Consider the following 18,911-nt stretch of genomic DNA (forward strand, 5'->3'; position numbering starts at 1 on the left):
CAGCGCTGACTCAGCTCCCATGCAAAGCCGTCATCCCGCCAGGCGCGTCACCGGTCCATCCAGTAGCGGCGCTGCGCATCGCGGTGAAGCTCGAGCGCGAACCTTCCGTCGGCCGGCGCGACGTCGAACCGCACGGCGCCGTCGCGATCGGTGCGCGGCAGCGGAATCCCGCGCGCCTCGTAACGTGCGAGAACCGCCCGGTGCGGATGTCCGAAACGATTGCGATAGCCTACAGGAAATACCGCGACGCGCGGCCCGACCGAATCGAGGAAAGGCTCGATCGACGACGTACGGCTGCCGTGATGCGCGACGACCAGGATCTGCGCGGCGAGCGCGTCGCGATCCGTGTCGACGAGCCGGCGCTCGACGCGCGCCTCGATGTCGCCCGTCAGCAGCGCGGACGTCCCGCCCGCGTCGATGCGCAGCACGCACGACTGCCCGTTCGTCGCGCCGCCGTCGGGGCCGCCCTGCGGCCAGAGCATCGTGAACACCACGCCGTCCCAGGTCCAGCGCTGCCCGGCCGCGCACGGCAGGCGGCTCGCGACGCCGGCCGCCTGCGCGTCGCGCCACAGCCGGTTGCCGGCCGGCATCCCGCCCAGCAGCTGACGCACCTCGACCGCCGCATAGACGGCGGGGGCGCCGCCGGCGTGATCCGCATCCGCGTGGCTCAACACGAGCGTGTCGAGATCCCGGATGCCGCGGGCGCGCAGGAACGGCGCGACGATCCGCGCACCGGCATGCGTCGACTCCGCGCCCGGTCCCGCGTCGAACAGCAGCGTCCGGCGCGCGGTCTCCACCAGCACCGACGCACCCTGCCCGACGTCGAGCACGGTCAGCCTGAACCCGCCTTCCGGCGGCCGGTCCGGCGCCGGCGCAACGAGCGGCAGCCACGTGAGCGGCGCAGCCCAGCGCAGCGGCCAGCCGCGCGGCATCAACGCCCATGCGACGCCCACGCAGGCCAGCGCCAGCACCGGCCAGTCGGGCATGCGCAGCCAGAACACACTGCGCGGCCAGTCCGCGAGCCGTTCGAGCGCCACCATCATCGGATCGAGCGACATGCGCGCGAGCCGGAAAGCGGCGGCGTCGAACGGCGCCGGCAGCGCGATGCCGGCCAGCACGATCGGCGTGACGACGCTGCTGACCCAGGGAATCGCGAACGCGTTGCCGAACGGGCCCGACAGGGATATCTGCGCAAACCAGGCGGCCGTCAGCGGCGCGAGGCCGATCGTCACCGCGTACTGCACCCGCGATGCTTCGGCCACGCGGCGAACGACCCGCCGGCGCCATGCGCGCAGCCGCTCGCCGAACCCGGCGCCGTCCGGCTCGGCGCCGGGCTCCTGCACGGCGCGCCAGCCCGACACGGCCAGCAGGATCGCGGCGACCGCCCCGAACGACAGCCAGAACCCGGCCGACAGCACGGCCCACGGATCGGCGAGCAGCACGCCGCCAAGCGCTGCGCACAGCACCGCGGACGCCGGCACGCTGCGCCCGGCCAGATACGCGATGCCGCCGGCGGCGATCATCCACCACGCGCGCTGCGCCGGCACGTTGAAGCCGGCAAGCGCCGCATAACCGGCCGCGGCCGTCAGCGCGGCGAGCGCGGCGACCCAGGGAGCCGGCACGACGAGCACGGCGGCGCGGCCCCGCCAGCGCAGGCGGCGCCAGACCATCGACACGAGCCCGCCCGCGATCGCGCCGACGAGCCCGACATGCAGGCCGGAGATCGCGACGAGGTGGCTCGTGCCCGTGTTGCGCAACACGCGCCAGTCGTCGTCGCCGATGCCCGACTGGTCGCCGATCGCCAGTGCGGCGACGATGCCGCGATGATCCGCGTGCTGCCCGAGCGTCGCGACGATGCGCGTCCGCAACCGGTCGCGCAGCCGATCGATCGACGCCTGGATGCCGCGCGCCCGCGCATCGAGCAGCGCCGCGCGCTGCGGCGCGCTCACGTAGCCGAGCGCGCGAATCCCCGCGCCGAGCCAAGCCGCCTCGCTGTCGCGCACGCCGGGATTCGCTTCGCCGTGCGGCCGCTTCAGCCGCACCGTCAGGCGCCAGCGCTGCGCGGCGCGCAGGTCCGGAGCCGCCGCCGGTTCCGCGCGCGCACCGTAGGTGCGCCACGACAGCCGGATCAACGGCGGGAAACGGGCCAGCCCCGCATCGTTGGACTCGACCGCGAACAGGAACCGTGCGCCTGCGTCGTCGACGACAGGCAGCCCCTTGATTACACCCGTGACCGTGATGTCGCGCCCTTCCCACTCGACGGGCAACGCGTCGCGCAGCCGCCACTCCGCCCGCCCGGCCGCGTACCCGAACCCCACGACACAGGCCGCCGCGGCCCACAACGTCCAGCCGAGCGCGGCAGTCGCCCGCGTCCGCGGCCGGCGTCGCGCGCACCCGATGCCGGCCGCCGCGAGCGCCGCCAGCACGGCCGCGCCGCCCAGCCAATGCGCCACGCCCGGCAGCGCCGCCTGCCGCTGCAGTACGACCACGCCGAGCGCGAACGCGATCCACCACACGCGCATCGCGCCTCCTCGTCGACCCGGCGACGCCGTCGAGAATCGGGCGCCTTCGAGAAACGATTATGCGGACGAAAGGGCGAGTCGCGGCAGCGCGGCGAGCGCGTTAGCCGAAGTGCATAGGGAGAGCGCGCCGGCGTCGATCCCGCGCAGTTCGGCGAGCACGTCGCCGATGCGCGGCACCTGGTCGGGCGTGTTGCGGGATTTGTATGCCCACTCGGGCGCGATGTCGGGCGCGTCCGTCTCGACGACGATCGCGTCGAGCGGCAACTGCGCCGCGAGCCGGCGGATCTGCAACGCACGCGTGAACGTCACGTTGCCGCCGAAGCCGAGATGCAGCCCATGCGCGAGATACGCTTCGGCCTGCTGAAAACTGCCGTTGAACGCATGCGCGATGCCGCGCCGCACGCCGAAGCGGCGCAGCCCGGCCAGGACGCGGTCCTGCGACTTGCGCACGTGACACAGCACGGGCAGGTCGAATTCACGCGCCAGCTTCAGCTGCCCCTGGTAGAAGAACTGCTGCCGCGCTTCGTCGAGCCCCGGCACGAAATAGTCGAGTCCGATCTCGCCGATCGCGACGAAGCGCGGATCGTCGAGGCTCGCCTCGATTTCCATGCGCAACCGGTCGAGATCCTCGTCGCGTGCGCGCGGCGTGTACATCGGATGGATACCGAGCGCGTAGACCGCGCCCGGCGTGCGTTGCGCAAGCTCGCGCACCGTCGTGAAGTTGTCGCGCCCGACGCTCGGGATCACGATACGCGACACGCCGGCCGCGCGCGCCGCCTGTACGACCGCGTCGCGGTCGGCGTCGAACTCGGCGGCATCGAGATGGCAGTGCGTATCGATCCACATGTCAGCGTTCGCGTGGCCGCTCCCGGCGAACGCGCCACCCGTCGGGCAGCGGCGCGCGCGAGGAGCGCGGGTTCATGTCAGACCGGCAGCGCCGGCTCCTCGTGCAGCACGCCGTCGCGCAGCCGCATGATGCGGTCGCAGCGCGCGGCGAGATCGGGATCGTGCGTGACGATCACGAAGCTCGTTTCGAGCGTTTCCGACAATTCGAGCATCAGGTTGAACACCGTATCGGCCGTCGTGCCGTCGAGGTTGCCGGTCGGCTCGTCGGCAAGCACGCAAGCGGGCTTCGTGACCAGCGCGCGCGCGATCGCGACGCGCTGCCGCTCGCCGCCCGACAGCTCGCCGGGCCGATGCTTCGCCCGCGGCCCGAGACCGACGCGCTCCAGCATCGCCTGGGCCTCGGCACGCGCGGCCTCGGTCGTCATCCGGCGGATGCGCAGCGGCATCGCGACGTTGTCGAGCGCGGTGAACTCGGGCAGCAGGTGATGGAACTGGTAGACGAAACCGAGCGCACGGTTGCGCAATTCGTTGCGCTCGCGCTCGGCGAGTTGCGTGAACGGCTTGCCGAGCAGCGACACCTCGCCCGCGCTCGGCTCGTCGAGCCCGCCCAGCACGTGCAGCAGCGTGCTCTTGCCGGAGCCCGACGCGCCGACGACCGCCAGCTTCTCGCCGCGCCGCACCGTCAGCTCGGTATTGTCGAGCACCTGCACGTTGAAGCCGCCCTGCACGAACGCCTTCGTGATCCCGCGCGCCTGAAGCACGTATTCCTGCATACCTGCCGAATCCTGTTTGTTGTGTTGTCGTGAATCCGCGAATGCGGTCGCGCGATCATTCATAGCGAAGGGCCTCCGCCGGCTTCACCTTCGCCCCGCGCCAGCTCGGATAGAGCGTCGCGACAGCCGACAGCGCGAACGCGATCAGCCCGATCCGGATCACGTCGCTCGCGACGAGTTCGGACGGCAGCTCGCTGATGAAGTACACGGACGGCGGCAGGAACTGCACACCGAACAGGTGCTCGATCATCGGGATCAGCCACGGGATGCTCCATGCGATCAGGCAGCCGAGCGCGACGCCCGACGCCGTGCCGACGAAGCCGATCGTCACGCCCTGCACGACGAAGATCTTCATGATCGACCCCGGCTGCGCGCCGAGCGTGCGCAGGATCGCGATGTCGGCCTGCTTGTTGGTCACCGTCATCACAAGCGACGACACGAGGTTGAACGCGGCCACCGCGATGATCAGCGTGAGGATGATGAACATCATCCGCTTCTCGATCTGCACGGCAGAGAACCACGTCTTGTTCTGCTGGGTCCAGTCGCGGATGTACAGGCTGCCCGACAGCGTATGCGACAGCTCGACCGCCACGTCCGGCGCCTTCTGCATGTCCTTCAGACGCAGCCGCACGCCGGTCGGCGCGGCCATCCGGAACAGCGCCTCGGCATCGCGGATGTTGATCATCGCGAGCGTGCTGTCGTATTCGTAGTGCCCGGACTCGAACACGCCGACGACCGTGAACTGCTTCAGCCGCGGCATCATGCCGGCCGGCGTGATCGAACCCTCCGGCGCGACGAGCGTGACCTTGTCGCCGACCGTCACGCCGAGGTTGCCGGCGAGCGCATTGCCGAGCACGATGCCGAACTGGCCCGGCACGAGCGCGGCGAGCTGGCCGGCCTTCATGTCCTTGCCGATGTCCGACACCTGCGGCTCGAGCGTCGGCTCGACACCGCGCAGCATCACGCCGCTCACCGCGTCCTGGCGAGTGAGCAGCGCCTGTGCGTCGACGTACGGCGCCGCGCCGATCACCGACGGATTGCGGCGTGCTTCCTGCGCGGTCAGCTGCCAGTCGGGCATCGAGCCCGTCGGCGAGAACACCTCGACGTGCGCGAGCACCGACAGCATGCGGTCGCGCACTTCCTTCTGGAAGCCGTTCATCACCGACAGCACGACGATCAGCGCCGCGACACCGAGCGCGATCCCGAGCATCGACACGAGCGCGATGAAGGAAATGAAGCCGTTACCGGTCGTGCGTTTGCCGGCGCGCGTGTAGCGCCAGCCGATCTGCCATTCGTACGGAAGTTTCAAGCGAATCCTTTCTGCTGGTTACGGCGGGGAGGCGCCCCGCGGCCGGACCGCCGCCCGGTGGCGGCCACCGGCCCGGGCACGGTCGAAAAACGGCCGCCGGACGCGAACGGGCCGTCAGCCGGCCCGATCACGCGCGCAGTTTGCCATACAATGCGCACCATCATGCACGACCGACGCCTCCATTTTCTCGTTCCGTTCGCGCTGCCGTCGGCGGCCGATGCGGCCTCGTCCCTGCACACGCTGGACAGCCCCGCGCTCGAAAAGTTGCTCGCCCGCGCGAGCCTCGTCGAGCGCGTGACCGGCGAGGACTTCCAGCGCACGCTGCCGCACGAGCGCTGGCTGGCCCGCCGGTTCGGCGCGTCCCAGGGCAACGCCGCCGACGAGGCGCCGCTCGCGCCCTACATGCTGCTGGCGGACGGCGGCGATCCGGGCACCCGGGCCTGGGCCTGCGTCGAGCCCGTCCACGTCGAAATCGCGCACGACCACCTGGTGCTCGTCGATCCGGCGGCCCTCGCGCTCGACGACGGCGACGCGGCCGCGCTGCTCGCGGTCGCCCGGCCGCTGATCGAGGAGCTCGGCGTACGGCTCGAAGCCCCGAACCCGTCACGCTGGTACCTGTCGAGCGAGCAGCTCGCCCGGCTCGCCGGCGCCGCGCCGCTGCGCGCAAGCGGCCGCAACATCGAAATCTGGCTGCCGCACGAGGCGCATACGGGCGAACGCTCGCGGATGTGGATGAAGCTGCAGAACGAAGTGCAGATGGCCTGGTTCCAGCACCCGGTCAACGAAGCGCGCGAAGCGCGCGGGCTGCCGGCCGTCAACTCGATCTGGTTCCATGCGCAGGGCACGCTGAAACCGGTCGGCCAGCCGTTCGCGCGCGTGCTCTCCGCATCGCCCGCGGCGCTCGGCCTTGCGCGCGCCGCACGGGTCGACGCCTCGGGCGTGCCCGCCGCATTCGGCGCACTGCCGGCCGCCGACGGCACGACGCTCGTCGAACTGCCGGCGCTGACCACCCCGTTCATCGAGCAGGACTGGGCGCGCTGGCACGACGGACTCGCCGCGCTCGAGCGCGACTGGTTCGCGCCGGCCCTCGCCGCGCTGCGGAACGGCGAGCTGGCGGGCGTCGATTTCACGCTGTGCGGCGACACGAGTTCCGTGACGCTGCGTGCGACGCGCTCGGATCTGCGCAAGTTCTGGCGCCGCCGCGCGCTGGCCTCCCTGTTCGAATAACAAGCACACCCACCCCGTATGACCCGGATCGTTACCCGCCCCGTCGCGCCCGCCGACGCCGAAGCGCTCGCGCGCCACGGCCTGCATCCCGTCCTCGCGCGCCTGTACGCGTCGCGCGGCGTGCAGTCCCCCGCCGACATCGAGACCGCGCTTGCGCGGCTCGTCCCGCCCACCGAGCTGAAAGGCTGCGCCGACGCGGCGTCGCTGCTCGCCGACGCGATCGCCGACAAGCGGCGCCTGCTCGTCGTCGCCGACTACGACTGCGACGGCGCGACCGCCTGCGCGGTCGCGGTGCGCGGCCTGCGGATGTTCGGCGCGCAGATCGACTACCTGGTGCCGAACCGCTTCGAATACGGCTACGGCCTCACGCCCGAGATCGTCGAACTCGCCGCCGCGCGCAAGCCCGACCTGCTGATCACCGTCGACAACGGGATCGCGAGCGTCGCGGGCGTCGAAGCCGCGAACGCGCGCGGCATCGACGTGCTCGTGACCGATCACCACCTGCCCGGCGACGCGCTGCCCGCCGCGCGCGCGATCGTCAACCCGAACCAGCCGGGCTGCGCGTTCCCGAGCAAGCACCTCGCCGGCGTCGGCGTGATGTTCTACGTGCTGCTCGCGCTGCGCGCCGAGCTGCGCCGCCGCGGCGCCTTCGCGAGCAAGGAAGCCGAGCCGCGCCTCGACGGCCTGCTCGACCTCGTCGCGCTCGGCACCGTCGCCGACGTCGTACGGCTCGACGGCAACAACCGCGTGCTCGTCGCGCAGGGGCTGCAGCGCATCCGCAACGGCCGCATGCAACCGGGCGTCGCCGCGCTGTTCCGCGCCGCCGCGCGCGAAGCGCGCACGGCATCGGGCTTCGACCTCGGTTTCGGCCTCGGCCCGCGCCTGAACGCCGCCGGGCGGTTGTCCGACATGTCGCTCGGCATCGAGTGCCTGATCACCGACGACATCGGCCGCGCATGGGACCTGGCGCAGCAGCTCGACGTGATGAACCGCGAGCGCCGCGAGATCGAAGCCGGCATGCAGCAGCAGGCGCTCGCCGATCTCGCCGACGTCGACCCGGCCGACGCGTGCACGATCACCCTCTTCAACCCCGAGTGGCACCAGGGCGTGATCGGCATCGTCGCCGGGCGGCTCAAGGAAAAATTCCACCGCCCATCGTTCACGTTTGCGCACGCGGACGACGAAGGCAAGCGGGTCAAGGGTTCGGGCCGGTCGATCGCCGGCTTCCACCTGCGCGACGCGCTCGACCTCGTGTCGAAACGCGAACCGGACCTGATCGTCGCGTTCGGCGGCCACGCGATGGCGGCCGGCCTCACGCTCGACACCGAGAACGTGCCGCGCTTCGCCGCCGCGTTCGAGGCGGTCGCACGCGAATGGCTGTCCGACGACGCGCTCGCCCGCGTGATCGAGACCGACGGCGAACTCGAGGACGCCTACTTCACGCCGCAGTTCGTCGGCCTGCTCGACGAGGCCGTCTGGGGGCAAGGTTTTCCGGCCCCGCTTTTCTCGGGCGAATTCGACGTCGTGTCCCAGTCGCTCGTGAAGGAAAAGCACCTGAAACTGCAGCTTGCACGCGGCCGCCAGCGCTTCAACGCGATCTGGTTCAACCACACGGAGCCGCTGCCGGAAAGCGCGCTGGTCGCGTACCGGCTTGTCGCCGACACGTGGAACGGCGTCACGCGCGTCCAGCTGATCGTCGAACACGCGGCCGGCTGAGCGCGCCCCGTACCGCGCGCCGCCTCGTCCGGCGGGGCGCGGACGAGCGCGCGCCCCTTCCCGGCGTCACCGGGAGGCCCTCCCGATCGGCTATAATTCCGCTTTTTTACGAAGCAAGAATAGCGAACGATCATGGAAGCGGAACGTCTCAACGCGATCGAAAGCTCCCTGCTCGACCTGCGCAATCGCGCGGGCGAGCTTCGGGGGTATCTTTGACTACGACGCCAAAGCTGCGCGTCTGACCGAAGTCAACAAGGAACTCGAAGACCCGAACGTCTGGAACGATTCGAAGAACGCCCAGGCGCTCGGTCGCGAGAAGAAGCTGCTCGAGGGCGTCGTCACGACGCTCACCGCGCTTGACGGCGACCTGCGCGACGCGCTCGACCTGTTCGAGCTGGCCCGCGAGGAAGGCGACGAAGACACCCTCGTCGCGTCGGAAGAAGACGCCGCGAAGCTCGAGGCGCGCGTCGGCGATATCGAGTTCCGCCGGATGTTCTCGAACCCGGCCGACCCGAACAACTGCTTCATCGACATCCAGGCCGGCGCCGGCGGCACCGAGGCATGCGACTGGGCGTCGATGCTGCTGCGCCAGTACCTGCGCTACTGCGAGCGCAAGGGCTTCAAGGCCGAGGTGCTGGAAGAGTCCGACGGCGACGTCGCCGGCATCAAGAACGCGACGGTCAAGGTCTCGGGCGAATACGCATACGGCTTCCTGCGCACCGAAACGGGCATCCACCGCCTCGTGCGCAAGTCGCCGTTCGATTCGTCGGGCGGCCGCCACACGTCGTTCTCGTCGGTATTCGTCTATCCGGAAATCGACGATTCGATCGAAGTCGAGATCAACCCGGCCGACCTGCGCATCGACACGTACCGCGCATCGGGCGCGGGCGGCCAGCACATCAACAAGACCGACTCCGCGGTGCGGATCACGCACATGCCGACCGGCATCGTCGTGCAGTGCCAGAACGACCGCTCGCAGCACCGCAACCGCGCCGAAGCGATGGCGATGCTGAAGTCGCGCCTGTACGAAGTCGAGATGCGCAAGCGCCAGGCCGAACAGGACAAGCTCGAATCGAGCAAGACCGATGTGGGCTGGGGCCATCAGATCCGCTCGTACGTGCTCGACCAGAGCCGCGTGAAGGACCTGCGCACGAACGTCGAAATGAGCAATACGAGAGCCGTCCTCGACGGCGACCTCGACGACTTCATCAGCGCGAGCCTCAAACAGGGCGTGTAAGCGCCGCGGCGCGGCCTGGCCGGGTCGCGCCCCCTTGCCCTTCCCGTTTGCGTTGCCGCACCCACTCCGAATTCCGACCATCATGACCGAACCGACCCAAACGCAGCCCGCCGTCACCGCGGACGAAAACCAGATCATCGCCGAGCGCCGCGAGAAGCTGCGCGCCCTGCGCGAGCAAGGCGTCGCCTACCCGAACGATTTCCGGCCGGCGCACCACGCAGCCGACCTGCAGGCGAAATTCGCCGACTCGGACAAGGCCGCGCTCGAAGCGAACCCGGTCGAGGTGTCGGTCGCCGGCCGCATGATGCTCAAGCGCGTGATGGGCAAGGCGAGCTTCGCGACGGTGCAGGACGGTTCGGGCCAGATCCAGTTCTTCGTGACGCCGAACGACGTCGGCGCGGAAACCTACGACGCATTCAAGAAGTGGGACCTCGGCGACATCGTCGCCGCGCGTGGCGTGCTGTTCCGCACCAACAAGGGCGAACTGTCGGTCCAGTGCAAGGAACTGCGCCTGCTGTCGAAGGCGCTGCGCCCGCTGCCGGACAAGTTCCACGGCCTGTCCGACCAGGAAATGCGCTACCGCCAGCGCTACGTCGACCTGATCGTCACGCCGGAAACGCGCGACACGTTCCGCGCCCGCACGAAGACGATCGCATCGATCCGCAAGTTCATGGACAACGCCGAGTTCATGGAAGTCGAAACGCCGATGCTGCACCCGATCCCGGGCGGCGCAGCGGCAAAGCCGTTCGTCACGCATCACAATGCGCTCGACATGCAGATGTTCCTGCGCATTGCGCCGGAGCTGTACCTGAAGCGCCTGATCGTCGGCGGCTTCGAACGCGTGTTCGAGATCAACCGTAACTTCCGGAACGAAGGCGTGTCGCCGCGTCACAATCCGGAATTCACGATGATGGAGTTCTACGCCGCGTACACCGACTACCGCTGGCTGATGGACTTCACCGAGCAACTGATCCGCCAGGCGGCGATCGATGCGCTCGGCACCGCGACGATCCAGTACCAGGGCCGCGAACTCGACCTCGCGAAGCCGTTCCATCGCCTGACGATCACGCAGGCGATCCAGAAGTACGCACCGGACTACACCGACGGCCAGCTGTCGGACGACGCGTTCCTGCGCACCGAACTGAAGCGCTTCGGCGTCGACGTGTCGCAGCCGGCGTTCCTGAACGCGGGTACCGGCGCGCTGCAGCTCGCGCTGTTCGAGGAAACGGCCGAAGCGCAGCTGTGGGAGCCGACCTTCATCATCGATTACCCGGTCGAAGTGTCGCCGCTCGCACGCGCATCGGATACGGTGCCGGGCATCACCGAGCGTTTCGAGCTGTTCATGACCGGCCGCGAAATCGCGAACGGCTTCTCGGAGCTGAACGATCCGGAAGACCAGGCCGCACGCTTCAAGAAGCAGGTCGAGCAGAAGGATGCGGGCGACGAGGAAGCGATGTTCTTCGACGCCGACTACATCCGTGCGCTCGAATACGGGATGCCTCCGACCGGCGGCTGCGGGATCGGTATCGACCGTCTGGTGATGCTGCTGACCGACAGCCCGACGATCCGCGACGTGCTGCTGTTCCCGCATCTGCGCCGCGAAGACTGATCCGCCGCGCCCGCGCGCCCTGCGGCGCGCACGCGTCAGCTTTGTAACGACGCGTAAATCCCGCCTGCCGGCGTCCGCCGGCAATCGCTCCTTCCCCCTTTTATCTCGGCCTCACGCCGGCTTTTGCCCGGTCTGGTGCACGCCCGTTCGCAAACTCCGGCAGCGAATCGTTACAACTTGATACGGCGGCCGCCCTGTGCCTGGACGACACTCCTTTTGCAAAACAACGCACGATTGCGTGCGAGGAGAGCAAAATGGACAACCAGAATCAGACCACGCCGCAAAAGCAACGCCTCCACCCGCTCATCGCCACCGCCGCCGGCGCCGTCATCGTCGCCAGCCTCGCGGCGACGGCTGCGATCACGGGCATCTTCCCGAAGGCCAGCAGCAGCAATGCACAGAACGGCCAGACCCAGGCCGCGCTGATCGCATCGCAGCCGGCCGTCGATACGGCGGCGGCAGCCAGTGCGGCACGCGCTGCGCAAGCGCAGCAGCTCGCGGCCGAGCAAGCGGTGCAACAACAGCAGGCGCCGGTCGCCCAGGCCCAGCCTCAACCGGCTCCGCGCCCGGCGCCGACGCACCATCGCCGCCATACGTCGACGGCGCCGCGGCCGCCTGAGTACGCGCAGCAGGGCGGCGGCTACGCGCAGCCGTCTTCGTCCTATTGCCAGAGCTGCGGCACGGTCGTCGCGATCACGCAGACGCGTACGCCGGGACAGAGCTCGGGGATCGGCGCCGTGGGCGGCGCTGCAGCCGGCGGCCTGCTCGGCAACCAGTTCGGCCACGGGAACGGCCGCACCGCGATGACGATCATCGGCGCGCTGGGCGGCGGTCTCGCCGGCAACCAGGTCGAGAAGCAGGTGCGCGCGGAAACCGACTATCAGGTGCAAGTGCAGATGGAAAGCGGCGCGACGCGCACGTTCACGTACCACAACCCGCCGCCTTTCGGCCAGGGCCAGCGCGTGCGGATCGAGAACGGCACGCTGGTCGGCGCGTAATCGCCTGGTCGCATCGGTCCCCTGCCCGCGTGTCGTGCGCGGGCAACGTGACCCGGAAACGAAAACGGCTCGTGATCGCTCACGAGCCGTTTTTCTATTCCGAACCGCTTGCGCCATCAGGCGCCCGCCGTGCTCAGTCTTCGTCGTCGAAGTCCGATTCGTCGATCCAGTGGGCCTGGATCGCTTCGAGGATCTTCTCGCCCGAGTGCTTGGGATCGTCGTTGAAACCGTCGAGTTCGAGCACCCACTGGCGCAGGTCGACGAAGTTGATCCGCTGCGGGTCGATGTCAGGGTGCTTGTCCGCCAGCGCAATGGCTATTTCACGCGAATCGGTCCATTTCATCGCCTGCCTCCGGTTTAGGTCAGTGGTTTTCCTTCGCGTGGTTGATCGAGTACTTCGGAATCTCGACCACCAGGTCCGAATCTTCCTTCACGATCGCCTGGCACGACAGGCGCGACGTCGGCTCGAGGCCCCACGCCTTGTCCAACAGATCGTCCTCGTCCTCCTCGGACGGCGTCAGATCGTTGAAGCCCTCGCGGATCACCACGTGGCACGTCGTGCACGCGCACGACTTCTCGCATGCATGCTCGATCTCGATCCCGTGTTCGAGCAGGTTGTCGCAGATACTCTTGCCGGGCGTCGCGTCGATCACCGCGCCATCCGGGCACAGTTCGACGTGAGGCAGCACCACCAGTTGAGGCATGTCCGTTCCGTCAGTCAAAGGTGCGGCGCCAGGCGCCGCACGGTTCAATATCGCGCGGGCCGTGACCGGCCGACGCGCAGTTCGTGAGTTCAGATCTCGTCGAGCCGGCGGCCCGACAGCGCGCGCTTGATGCTCTTGTCCATCCGGCGCGCCGCGAATTCGTCGGTACCGTCGGCCAGCGCCTTGGTCGCCGCTTCGATCGCGTTCGTATCGTCGCCTTGCGCGACCGCGCGCAGCGCCGCGGCCAACGCATCGACCTGCGTGCGCTCGTCAGCATCGAGCAGCTCGCCGTCGGCCGCCAGCGCGGCCTGCGTCGCCTCGAGCATCCGCTCGGCCTCGACCTGCGCTTCGCGCAGCGCGCGGGCGCGCATGTCGATTTCGGCGGTCTTGAAACTGTCCTCGAGCATCTTCGCGATGTCGTCGTCGGCGAGGCCGTACGACGGCTTCACGACGACCGACGCCTCGACGCCCGAATGCTGCTCACGCGCGAGCACCGACAGTAGCCCGTCCGCGTCGACCTGGTAGGTCACGCGAATGCGCGCGGCGCCGGCCGTCATCGGCGGAATGCCGCGCAGCTCGAAGCGCGCGAGCGAGCGGCAGTCGGCGACGAGCTCGCGCTCGCCCTGCACGACATGGATCGCCATCGCGGTCTGGCCGTCCTTGAAGGTCGTGAATTCCTGCGCGCGTGCGATCGGAATCGTCGAGTTGCGCGGGATGATCTTCTCGACGAGGCCGCCCATCGTCTCGACACCGAGCGACAGCGGAATCACGTCGAGCAGCAGCCAGTCGTCACCGCTGCCGCGATTGCCTGCGAGCAGGTCGGCCTGGATCGCCGCGCCGAGCGCGACGACCTGGTCCGGATCGAGGTTCACGAGCGGCGGCTGGCCGAAATACTTCGCGACCGCGTCGCGAATCACCGGCATGCGCGTCGCGCCACCGACGAGCACGACGCCCTTGATGTCGGCCGGCGTGACCTGCGCGTCGCGCAGCGCCTTGCGGGTCGGCGTGAGCGTGCGCTGCACGAGCGGCTCGACGAGCGACGCGAACGTGTCGTGCGAGATCGTCTGCACGAGATGCGCACCGCCCGACAGCGTGACGTCGAGCGACGCCTGCGGCTCGGACGACAGCGCTTCCTTCAGCACTCGCACACGGTCGAGCAGCAGGCGCACGTCCTCGGGCGCGAGCGTCTTCGCATCGATGCCGGCCTGCGCGAGCACGTGACCGAACAGCGCGTGGTCGAAATCGTCGCCGCCGAGCGCGGAATCGCCGCCCGCGGCCAGCACTTCGAACACGCCCTTCGTCAGCTTCAGGATCGACAGGTCGAACGTGCCGCCGCCGAGGTCGTACACCGCGTAGAGGCCTTCAGCCCCGTTGTCGAGACCGTAGGCAATCGCCGCGGCGGTCGGTTCATTCAGCAGGCGCAGCACGTTGAGGCCCGCGAGGCGCGCGGCGTCCTTGGTCGCCTGGCGTTGTGCTTCGTCGAAATACGCAGGCACCGTGATCACCGCGCCGACGAGGTCGTCGCCAAGCGAATCTTCCGCGCGATAGCGCAGCGTCGCGAGGATCTCGGCCGACACTTCGACCGGGCTCTTCACGCCGTCGACGGTGCGGATCTGCACCATGCCCGGCGCCTCGACGAATTCGTACGGCGCGTTCGCCGCGCCTTCGACTTCGGCCTTGCCGCGCCCCATGAAGCGCTTGACCGACACGATCGTGTTGCGCGGATCGGTCGCGGCCTGCTCCTTCGCTTCGTGGCCGATGCGGCGGCCGCCCTTTTCGAGGTAGCGGACCACCGACGGCAGCAGTACACGGCCTGCTTCGTCCGGCAGTACCTCCGGCACGCTGTTGCGCACGGCCGCGACGAGCGAGTTCGTCGTGCCGAGATCGATCCCGACGGCGAGTCGCCGCTGATGCGGCGCCGGCGCCATGCCCGGTTCGGAAATTTGCAGTAAAGCCATCTTGGTTCGTTCGGGCGCTCGGCCCGTTTGCTGCGCGTGCCGCGAGGCACGCGGTTAAGTTTCGAGGCGCTCGATCTGCGCGCCCACTTCCGACGCGACCCGTTCGATGAACATCAGCTGGCGCACTGCCTCGGCGGCCGCCTGATCGGCGCCGCTGTCGAGCAGCGTACCGAGACGCTCCACGCGAATGCGCCGCTCTTCGCGCAACTCGGCGAGCAGCGCGTCGAGCGCGTCGACATTGCGGGCGGCCGCGGCATCCTTGATGCCTTCGCGCCACTCCATCTGCTGCATCAGGAACGCAGGCTCCATCGCAGTGTTGTTTTCCGCACCGATGTCGACACCACGCAGGGACAACAGATACGACGCGCGCTTCAGCGGATCGCGCAGCGTGCGATACGCCTCGTTCGCGCGGGTTGCCCATTGCATCGCGATGCGTTTCTGCGCATCGCCGGCCGCCGCGAAGCGGTCCGGATGCACCTGCGTCTGCACCGTCCGATAGGCGGCGTCGAGCGCCGTCTCGTCGAGCGCGAATTGCGCCGGCAGGTGAAACAGGTCGAAGTGGCTGTCTTTCAGCGAAACCATCGTCGCGTTCAATTCCGGTTCGTCGCGCGGCAAACGCCGCACATTAAAAAGGCGGCCCGTGCCGCCTCTTGCCCGCATCGCGCGGAGATCCGCGTCACACGCGGAACGATTCGCCGCAGCCGCACTCGTCCTTCACGTTCGGGTTGTTGAACTTGAACCCTTCATTCAGGCCTTCGCGGGCGAAGTCGAGCTCGGTGCCGTCGATGTACGCGAGACTCTTCGGATCGACGACCACCTTCACGCCATGGCTCTCGAACACCTGATCCTCGGGAGCCAGCTCGTCGACATACTCGAGCTTGTACGCGAGCCCCGAGCACCCGGTCGTGCGAACGCCAAGCCGCAGGCCCACACCCTTGCCGCGACGGACGAGGTATTTCTGGACGTGCTGTGCTGCTTTTTCGGTCAGTGTAATTGCCATGATGTCCTTGCCGCGGCGCGCCGATCGCGGTGCGCGGCGTTCCAGCTGGTCGCTCGATGCCGCTCAGGCTGCTGCCTGATCGCCTTCCTTGGTGTCGTGGCGCTTCTTGTAGTCGGCCACGGCTGCCTTGATCGCATCTTCCGCGAGGATCGAGCAGTGAATCTTCACCGGCGGCAGCGCGAGTTCTTCGGCGATCTGCGTGTTCTTGATCGACAGTGCTTCGTCGAGCGTCTTGCCCTTCACCCACTCGGTGACGAGCGAGCTCGACGCGATCGCCGAACCGCAACCGTACGTCTTGAACTTCGCGTCTTCGATCACGCCGTCCGCGCCGACGCGGATCTGCAGCTTCATCACGTCGCCGCAGGCCGGCGCGCCGACCATGCCCGTGCCGACCGTGTCGTCGTCCTTCGCGAACGAACCGACGTTGCGCGGGTTTTCGTAGTGATCCAGAACCTTGTTGCTGTAAGACATGACTCAGACTCCTTGACTCGTTACGTCTGCGTGCGCGAATCCGCCCGCGGGTATGTTCAATCCGGCGCTCAGTGTGCGGCCCATTCGATCGTCGACAGATCGATGCCTTCCTGGTGCATTTCCCAGAGCGGCGACAGTTCGCGCAGCTTCGCGATCTTGCTGTTCAGCAGGTTGATCACGAAATCGACTTCCTGCTCCGTCGTGAAGCGGCCGACCGTGAAGCGGATCGAGCTGTGTGCCAGCTCGTCGTTGCGGCCGAGCGCACGCAGCACGTACGACGGCTCCAGCGACGCCGACGTGCATGCGGAGCCCGACGACACCGCGACGTCCTTGATCGCCATGATCAGCGACTCGCCTTCGACGAAGTTGAAACTGATGTTGAGGTTGTGCGGGACACGGCGTTCCATGTCGCCGTTCACGTACGTTTCCTCGATCTGCGACAGGCCGCGCAGCAGCTTGTCGCGCAGCATGCGGACGCGCTCGTTTTCCGTCGCCATTTCTTCACGTGCGATGCGGAACGCTTCGCCCATGCCGACGATCTGGTGCGTCGGCAGCGTGCCCGAACGCATCCCGCGCTCATGGCCGCCGCCGTGCATCTGCGCCTCGATGCGCACACGCGGCTTGCGGCGCACGTACAGCGCGCCGATGCCCTTCGGGCCGTACGTCTTGTGTGCCGAGAACGACATCAGGTCGACCTTCAGCTTTGCGAGATCGATCCCGACCTTGCCGGTCGACTGGGCGGCGTCGACGTGGAACACGATGCCCTTCTCGCGGCAGATTTCACCGATCGTCTCGATGTCCTGGATTACGCCGATCTCGTTGTTCACGTGCATCACCGACACGAGGATCGTGTCCGGACGCAGCGCGGCCTTGAACACGTCGAGGTCGATCAGTCCGTCATCCTTCACGTCGAGGTAGGTGACGTCGAAGCCGTCGCGCTCGAGCTCGCGGCACGTGTCGAGCACGGCCTTGTGCTCGGTCTTCACCGTGACGATGTGCTTGCCCTTGCCCTTGTAGAAGTTCGCGGCACCCTTGATCGCGAGGTTGTCCGACTCCGTTGCGCCGGACGTCCAGATGATCTCGCGCGGATCCGCGTTCACGAGCGCGGCCACCTGTTCGCGCGCTTCCTCGACCGCACGCTCGGCATCCCAGCCGTACGCGTGGCTGCGCGATGCCGGGTTGCCGAACTGCTCGCGCAGGTACGGCACCATCTTGTCGACCACGCGCGGGTCGACCGGCGTCGTCGCGCTGTAATCCATGTAGATGGGCAGGTGGAGAGTCTCTTGGGTCATCTGTCGCTCCGGGAATTCTGTGCAGGGACTATGTGCGTTATGGGGTATGGCGGGCGCCTTCGCGCTCACGAACTCGCGATGTTGAACACCGAATTGGGACCGAGCGGCATCGTGCGCACCGGCTCGGCCGGTGCGGCGACGGGCTCCGGCGTGCGGCGATCGCGCAACACCGCAGGGGCGCCCTCGCGTGCGCGCTGCTGATCGACGAGATCCTGCAGCGACACGGAGTCGAGGTATTCGACCATCTTCTGGTTCAGCGTCGACCACAGCTCGTGCGTCATGCAATGGCCGTCGGGCTGCTTCGAGCCGTCGCACGTGCCTTTGCCGCCGCACTGCGTGGCGTCGAGCGGTTCATCGACCGCGATGATGATGTCGGCGACGGTGACGTCCTGCGCGCGACGCGCGAGGTTGTAGCCGCCGCCCGGGCCGCGCACGGATTCGACGATTTCATGCCTGCGCAGCTTGCCGAACAGCTGTTCGAGATACGAGAGCGAAATCCGCTGGCGCTGGCTGATGCCTGCAAGCGTCACCGGGCCCTGCTCCTGGCGCAGTGCCAAGTCAATCATCGCCGTGACGGCGAAACGGCCTTTGGTGGTGAGTCTCATGGTGTCTAGGGGACTGCAATCTTGACGATTTTGGTCAAGTATAAATATTTGACGTTTTTAGTCAAGTATCCATGTCTTTGAAAGGGTATTCGCGAAACGGTTAATGAAAACCGGCCGAAGTCAGCGCGGCACGCGCTGGCGCAGGGTGTCCAGCAAGCCGCGGCACGCGGCCTCACATTGGTCGAGCACCCGCTCGAAGCCCTGCGCGCCGCCGAAATAAGGGTCGGCAACCTCGGACGCTGTCGCGCCGGACGCGAATTCCATCAGCAGGCGCACCTTGTCGAGATGCTGCGGCGGACAGCGGCGGCGCAGCTCCGCGAGATTCGCCTCGTCCATCGCGAGCAGCAGGTCGAAGCGCTCGAAATCCGCCGCGCTCACCTGTCGTGCGCGCAGCGCCGACAGGTCGTAGCCGCGCGTGCGTGCCGCCGCCTGGGCACGGACGTCGGGCGGCTCGCCGACATGCCAGTCGCCGGTGCCGGCCGAATCGATCGCGATCCGGTCCGCCAGCGCGGCCGCATCGACCTGGTGACGCATCACGCCTTCCGCGGTGGGCGAACGGCAGATGTTGCCGAGACAGACGAAACAGATCGAAACGCGGGTCATCGCACTATCGGAAAGCCGCGGCGAACCGCGCGGGAGAAGAG

The 18,911-nt window shown here is 68.2% G+C and carries 18 protein-coding genes; 5 read left to right on the top strand and 13 right to left on the bottom strand.

What is annotated here, in order from left to right; genetic code table 11:
• Positions 1 to 47 precede the first annotated feature (47 nt).
• The 4 genes from WT26_RS14760 to WT26_RS14775 all read right to left on the bottom strand — a co-directional run bounded on the left by WT26_RS14760 (position 48) and on the right by WT26_RS14775 (position 5,450).
• Entirely contained in the window at positions 48 to 2,522 is a 2,475-nt protein-coding gene (locus tag WT26_RS14760) for a DNA internalization-related competence protein ComEC/Rec2 (RefSeq protein WP_069273160.1), read from the bottom strand.
• A gap of 57 nt (positions 2,523 to 2,579) precedes the next feature.
• Positions 2,580 to 3,368: a TatD family hydrolase gene (locus WT26_RS14765; RefSeq protein WP_059532076.1), complete on the bottom strand. Its 789-nt coding sequence runs from the start codon at positions 3,366 to 3,368 to the stop codon at positions 2,580 to 2,582.
• Positions 3,369 to 3,445: 77 nt separating this feature from the next.
• A complete protein-coding gene (gene lolD / locus WT26_RS14770) occupies positions 3,446 to 4,204 on the bottom strand; it encodes a lipoprotein-releasing ABC transporter ATP-binding protein LolD (RefSeq protein WP_081333734.1) in 759 nt (252 codons plus the stop codon).
• The gene (locus WT26_RS14775; RefSeq protein WP_059532074.1) at positions 4,197 to 5,450 is read right to left on the bottom strand and encodes a lipoprotein-releasing ABC transporter permease subunit; all 1,254 of its coding nucleotides are present in this window, start codon (positions 5,448 to 5,450) and stop codon (positions 4,197 to 4,199) included. The genes lolD and WT26_RS14775 overlap by 8 nt, the downstream gene beginning before the upstream one ends.
• A 162-nt stretch (positions 5,451 to 5,612) precedes the next feature.
• Here WT26_RS14775 and WT26_RS14780 point away from each other — a divergent pair, with 162 nt between their 5' ends.
• From WT26_RS14780 to WT26_RS14805, 5 genes are all read left to right on the top strand, one after another.
• Positions 5,613 to 6,677 (top strand): regulator, encoded by a 1,065-nt coding sequence (locus WT26_RS14780; RefSeq protein WP_155774656.1) that lies wholly within the window; start codon positions 5,613 to 5,615, stop codon positions 6,675 to 6,677.
• Positions 6,678 to 6,695: 18 nt separating this feature from the next.
• Positions 6,696 to 8,393, top strand: coding sequence for a single-stranded-DNA-specific exonuclease RecJ (gene recJ / locus WT26_RS14785; RefSeq protein ID WP_027786972.1), 1,698 nt, complete (start codon positions 6,696 to 6,698; stop codon positions 8,391 to 8,393).
• A gap of 132 nt (positions 8,394 to 8,525) precedes the next feature.
• A protein-coding gene (prfB, locus tag WT26_RS14795) for a peptide chain release factor 2 (protein ID WP_111941483.1) occupies positions 8,526 to 9,630 on the top strand; the annotation gives its coding sequence in 2 pieces (ribosomal slippage) (positions 8,526 to 8,606 and positions 8,608 to 9,630; 1,104 coding nt in all).
• Between the two features lie 82 nt (positions 9,631 to 9,712).
• Positions 9,713 to 11,239, top strand: coding sequence for a lysine--tRNA ligase (gene lysS / locus WT26_RS14800; protein WP_059532068.1), 1,527 nt, complete (start codon positions 9,713 to 9,715; stop codon positions 11,237 to 11,239).
• Between the two features lie 254 nt (positions 11,240 to 11,493).
• Positions 11,494 to 12,237, top strand: coding sequence for a glycine zipper 2TM domain-containing protein (locus WT26_RS14805; protein WP_069273162.1), 744 nt, complete (start codon positions 11,494 to 11,496; stop codon positions 12,235 to 12,237).
• 133 nt (positions 12,238 to 12,370) lie between these two features.
• Here the strand turns inward: WT26_RS14805 and iscX are convergent, their stop codons facing one another.
• The 9 genes from iscX to WT26_RS14850 form a co-directional block, all read right to left on the bottom strand.
• Entirely contained in the window at positions 12,371 to 12,580 is a 210-nt protein-coding gene (gene iscX, locus WT26_RS14810; RefSeq protein ID WP_039364760.1) for a Fe-S cluster assembly protein IscX, read from the bottom strand.
• Positions 12,581 to 12,599: 19 nt separating this feature from the next.
• Positions 12,600 to 12,941: an ISC system 2Fe-2S type ferredoxin gene (gene fdx, locus WT26_RS14815; protein WP_011352558.1), complete on the bottom strand. Its 342-nt coding sequence runs from the start codon at positions 12,939 to 12,941 to the stop codon at positions 12,600 to 12,602.
• Between the two features lie 89 nt (positions 12,942 to 13,030).
• Positions 13,031 to 14,899, bottom strand: a complete 1,869-nt coding sequence (gene hscA / locus WT26_RS14820) for a Fe-S protein assembly chaperone HscA (RefSeq protein WP_059731099.1) — start codon at positions 14,897 to 14,899, stop codon at positions 13,031 to 13,033.
• A gap of 54 nt (positions 14,900 to 14,953) precedes the next feature.
• Positions 14,954 to 15,481 carry a Fe-S protein assembly co-chaperone HscB gene (gene hscB, locus WT26_RS14825; RefSeq protein WP_069273773.1) on the bottom strand — a complete coding sequence of 176 codons (528 nt, stop codon included), beginning with the start codon at positions 15,479 to 15,481 and terminating at the stop codon, positions 14,954 to 14,956.
• Positions 15,482 to 15,575: 94 nt separating this feature from the next.
• Positions 15,576 to 15,899, bottom strand: a complete 324-nt coding sequence (gene iscA / locus WT26_RS14830) for an iron-sulfur cluster assembly protein IscA (protein ID WP_011885413.1) — start codon at positions 15,897 to 15,899, stop codon at positions 15,576 to 15,578.
• Between the two features lie 63 nt (positions 15,900 to 15,962).
• Positions 15,963 to 16,370 (bottom strand): Fe-S cluster assembly scaffold IscU, encoded by a 408-nt coding sequence (iscU, locus tag WT26_RS14835; RefSeq protein WP_006481982.1) that lies wholly within the window; start codon positions 16,368 to 16,370, stop codon positions 15,963 to 15,965.
• 68 nt (positions 16,371 to 16,438) lie between these two features.
• Positions 16,439 to 17,662, bottom strand: a complete 1,224-nt coding sequence (locus WT26_RS14840; RefSeq protein WP_034188941.1) for an IscS subfamily cysteine desulfurase — start codon at positions 17,660 to 17,662, stop codon at positions 16,439 to 16,441.
• Positions 17,663 to 17,727: 65 nt separating this feature from the next.
• Positions 17,728 to 18,267 (bottom strand): Fe-S cluster assembly transcriptional regulator IscR, encoded by a 540-nt coding sequence (gene iscR, locus WT26_RS14845; protein WP_009691731.1) that lies wholly within the window; start codon positions 18,265 to 18,267, stop codon positions 17,728 to 17,730.
• A gap of 120 nt (positions 18,268 to 18,387) precedes the next feature.
• The gene (locus tag WT26_RS14850; protein WP_069273163.1) at positions 18,388 to 18,870 is read right to left on the bottom strand and encodes a low molecular weight protein-tyrosine-phosphatase; all 483 of its coding nucleotides are present in this window, start codon (positions 18,868 to 18,870) and stop codon (positions 18,388 to 18,390) included.
• Between the last annotated feature and the right edge of the window lie 41 nt (positions 18,871 to 18,911).

This window comes from Burkholderia cepacia (genome assembly GCF_001718835.1).
In the GTDB taxonomy this organism is placed as follows: Bacteria; Pseudomonadota; Gammaproteobacteria; order Burkholderiales; family Burkholderiaceae; genus Burkholderia; species Burkholderia cepacia_F.

Excerpts from the sequence above, each read along its gene's own strand:
- WT26_RS14760 (WP_069273160.1), bottom strand. The coding sequence starts at position 2,522 with ATGCGCGTGTGGTGGATCGCGTTCGCGCTCGGCGTGGTCGTACTGCAG.
- WT26_RS14765 (WP_059532076.1), bottom strand. The coding sequence starts at position 3,368 with ATGTGGATCGATACGCACTGCCATCTCGATGCCGCCGAGTTCGACGCC.
- lolD (WP_081333734.1), bottom strand. The coding sequence starts at position 4,204 with ATGAATGATCGCGCGACCGCATTCGCGGATTCACGACAACACAACAAA.
- WT26_RS14780 (WP_155774656.1), top strand. The coding sequence starts at position 5,613 with ATGCACGACCGACGCCTCCATTTTCTCGTTCCGTTCGCGCTGCCGTCG.
- recJ (WP_027786972.1), top strand. The coding sequence starts at position 6,696 with ATGACCCGGATCGTTACCCGCCCCGTCGCGCCCGCCGACGCCGAAGCG.
- lysS (WP_059532068.1), top strand. The coding sequence starts at position 9,713 with ATGACCGAACCGACCCAAACGCAGCCCGCCGTCACCGCGGACGAAAAC.
- WT26_RS14805 (WP_069273162.1), top strand. The coding sequence starts at position 11,494 with ATGGACAACCAGAATCAGACCACGCCGCAAAAGCAACGCCTCCACCCG.
- iscX (WP_039364760.1), bottom strand. The coding sequence starts at position 12,580 with ATGAAATGGACCGATTCGCGTGAAATAGCCATTGCGCTGGCGGACAAG.
- fdx (WP_011352558.1), bottom strand. The coding sequence starts at position 12,941 with ATGCCTCAACTGGTGGTGCTGCCTCACGTCGAACTGTGCCCGGATGGC.
- hscA (WP_059731099.1), bottom strand. The coding sequence starts at position 14,899 with ATGGCTTTACTGCAAATTTCCGAACCGGGCATGGCGCCGGCGCCGCAT.
- hscB (WP_069273773.1), bottom strand. The coding sequence starts at position 15,481 with ATGGTTTCGCTGAAAGACAGCCACTTCGACCTGTTTCACCTGCCGGCG.
- iscA (WP_011885413.1), bottom strand. The coding sequence starts at position 15,899 with ATGGCAATTACACTGACCGAAAAAGCAGCACAGCACGTCCAGAAATAC.
- iscU (WP_006481982.1), bottom strand. The coding sequence starts at position 16,370 with ATGTCTTACAGCAACAAGGTTCTGGATCACTACGAAAACCCGCGCAAC.
- WT26_RS14840 (WP_034188941.1), bottom strand. The coding sequence starts at position 17,662 with ATGACCCAAGAGACTCTCCACCTGCCCATCTACATGGATTACAGCGCG.
- iscR (WP_009691731.1), bottom strand. The coding sequence starts at position 18,267 with ATGAGACTCACCACCAAAGGCCGTTTCGCCGTCACGGCGATGATTGAC.
- WT26_RS14850 (WP_069273163.1), bottom strand. The coding sequence starts at position 18,870 with ATGACCCGCGTTTCGATCTGTTTCGTCTGTCTCGGCAACATCTGCCGT.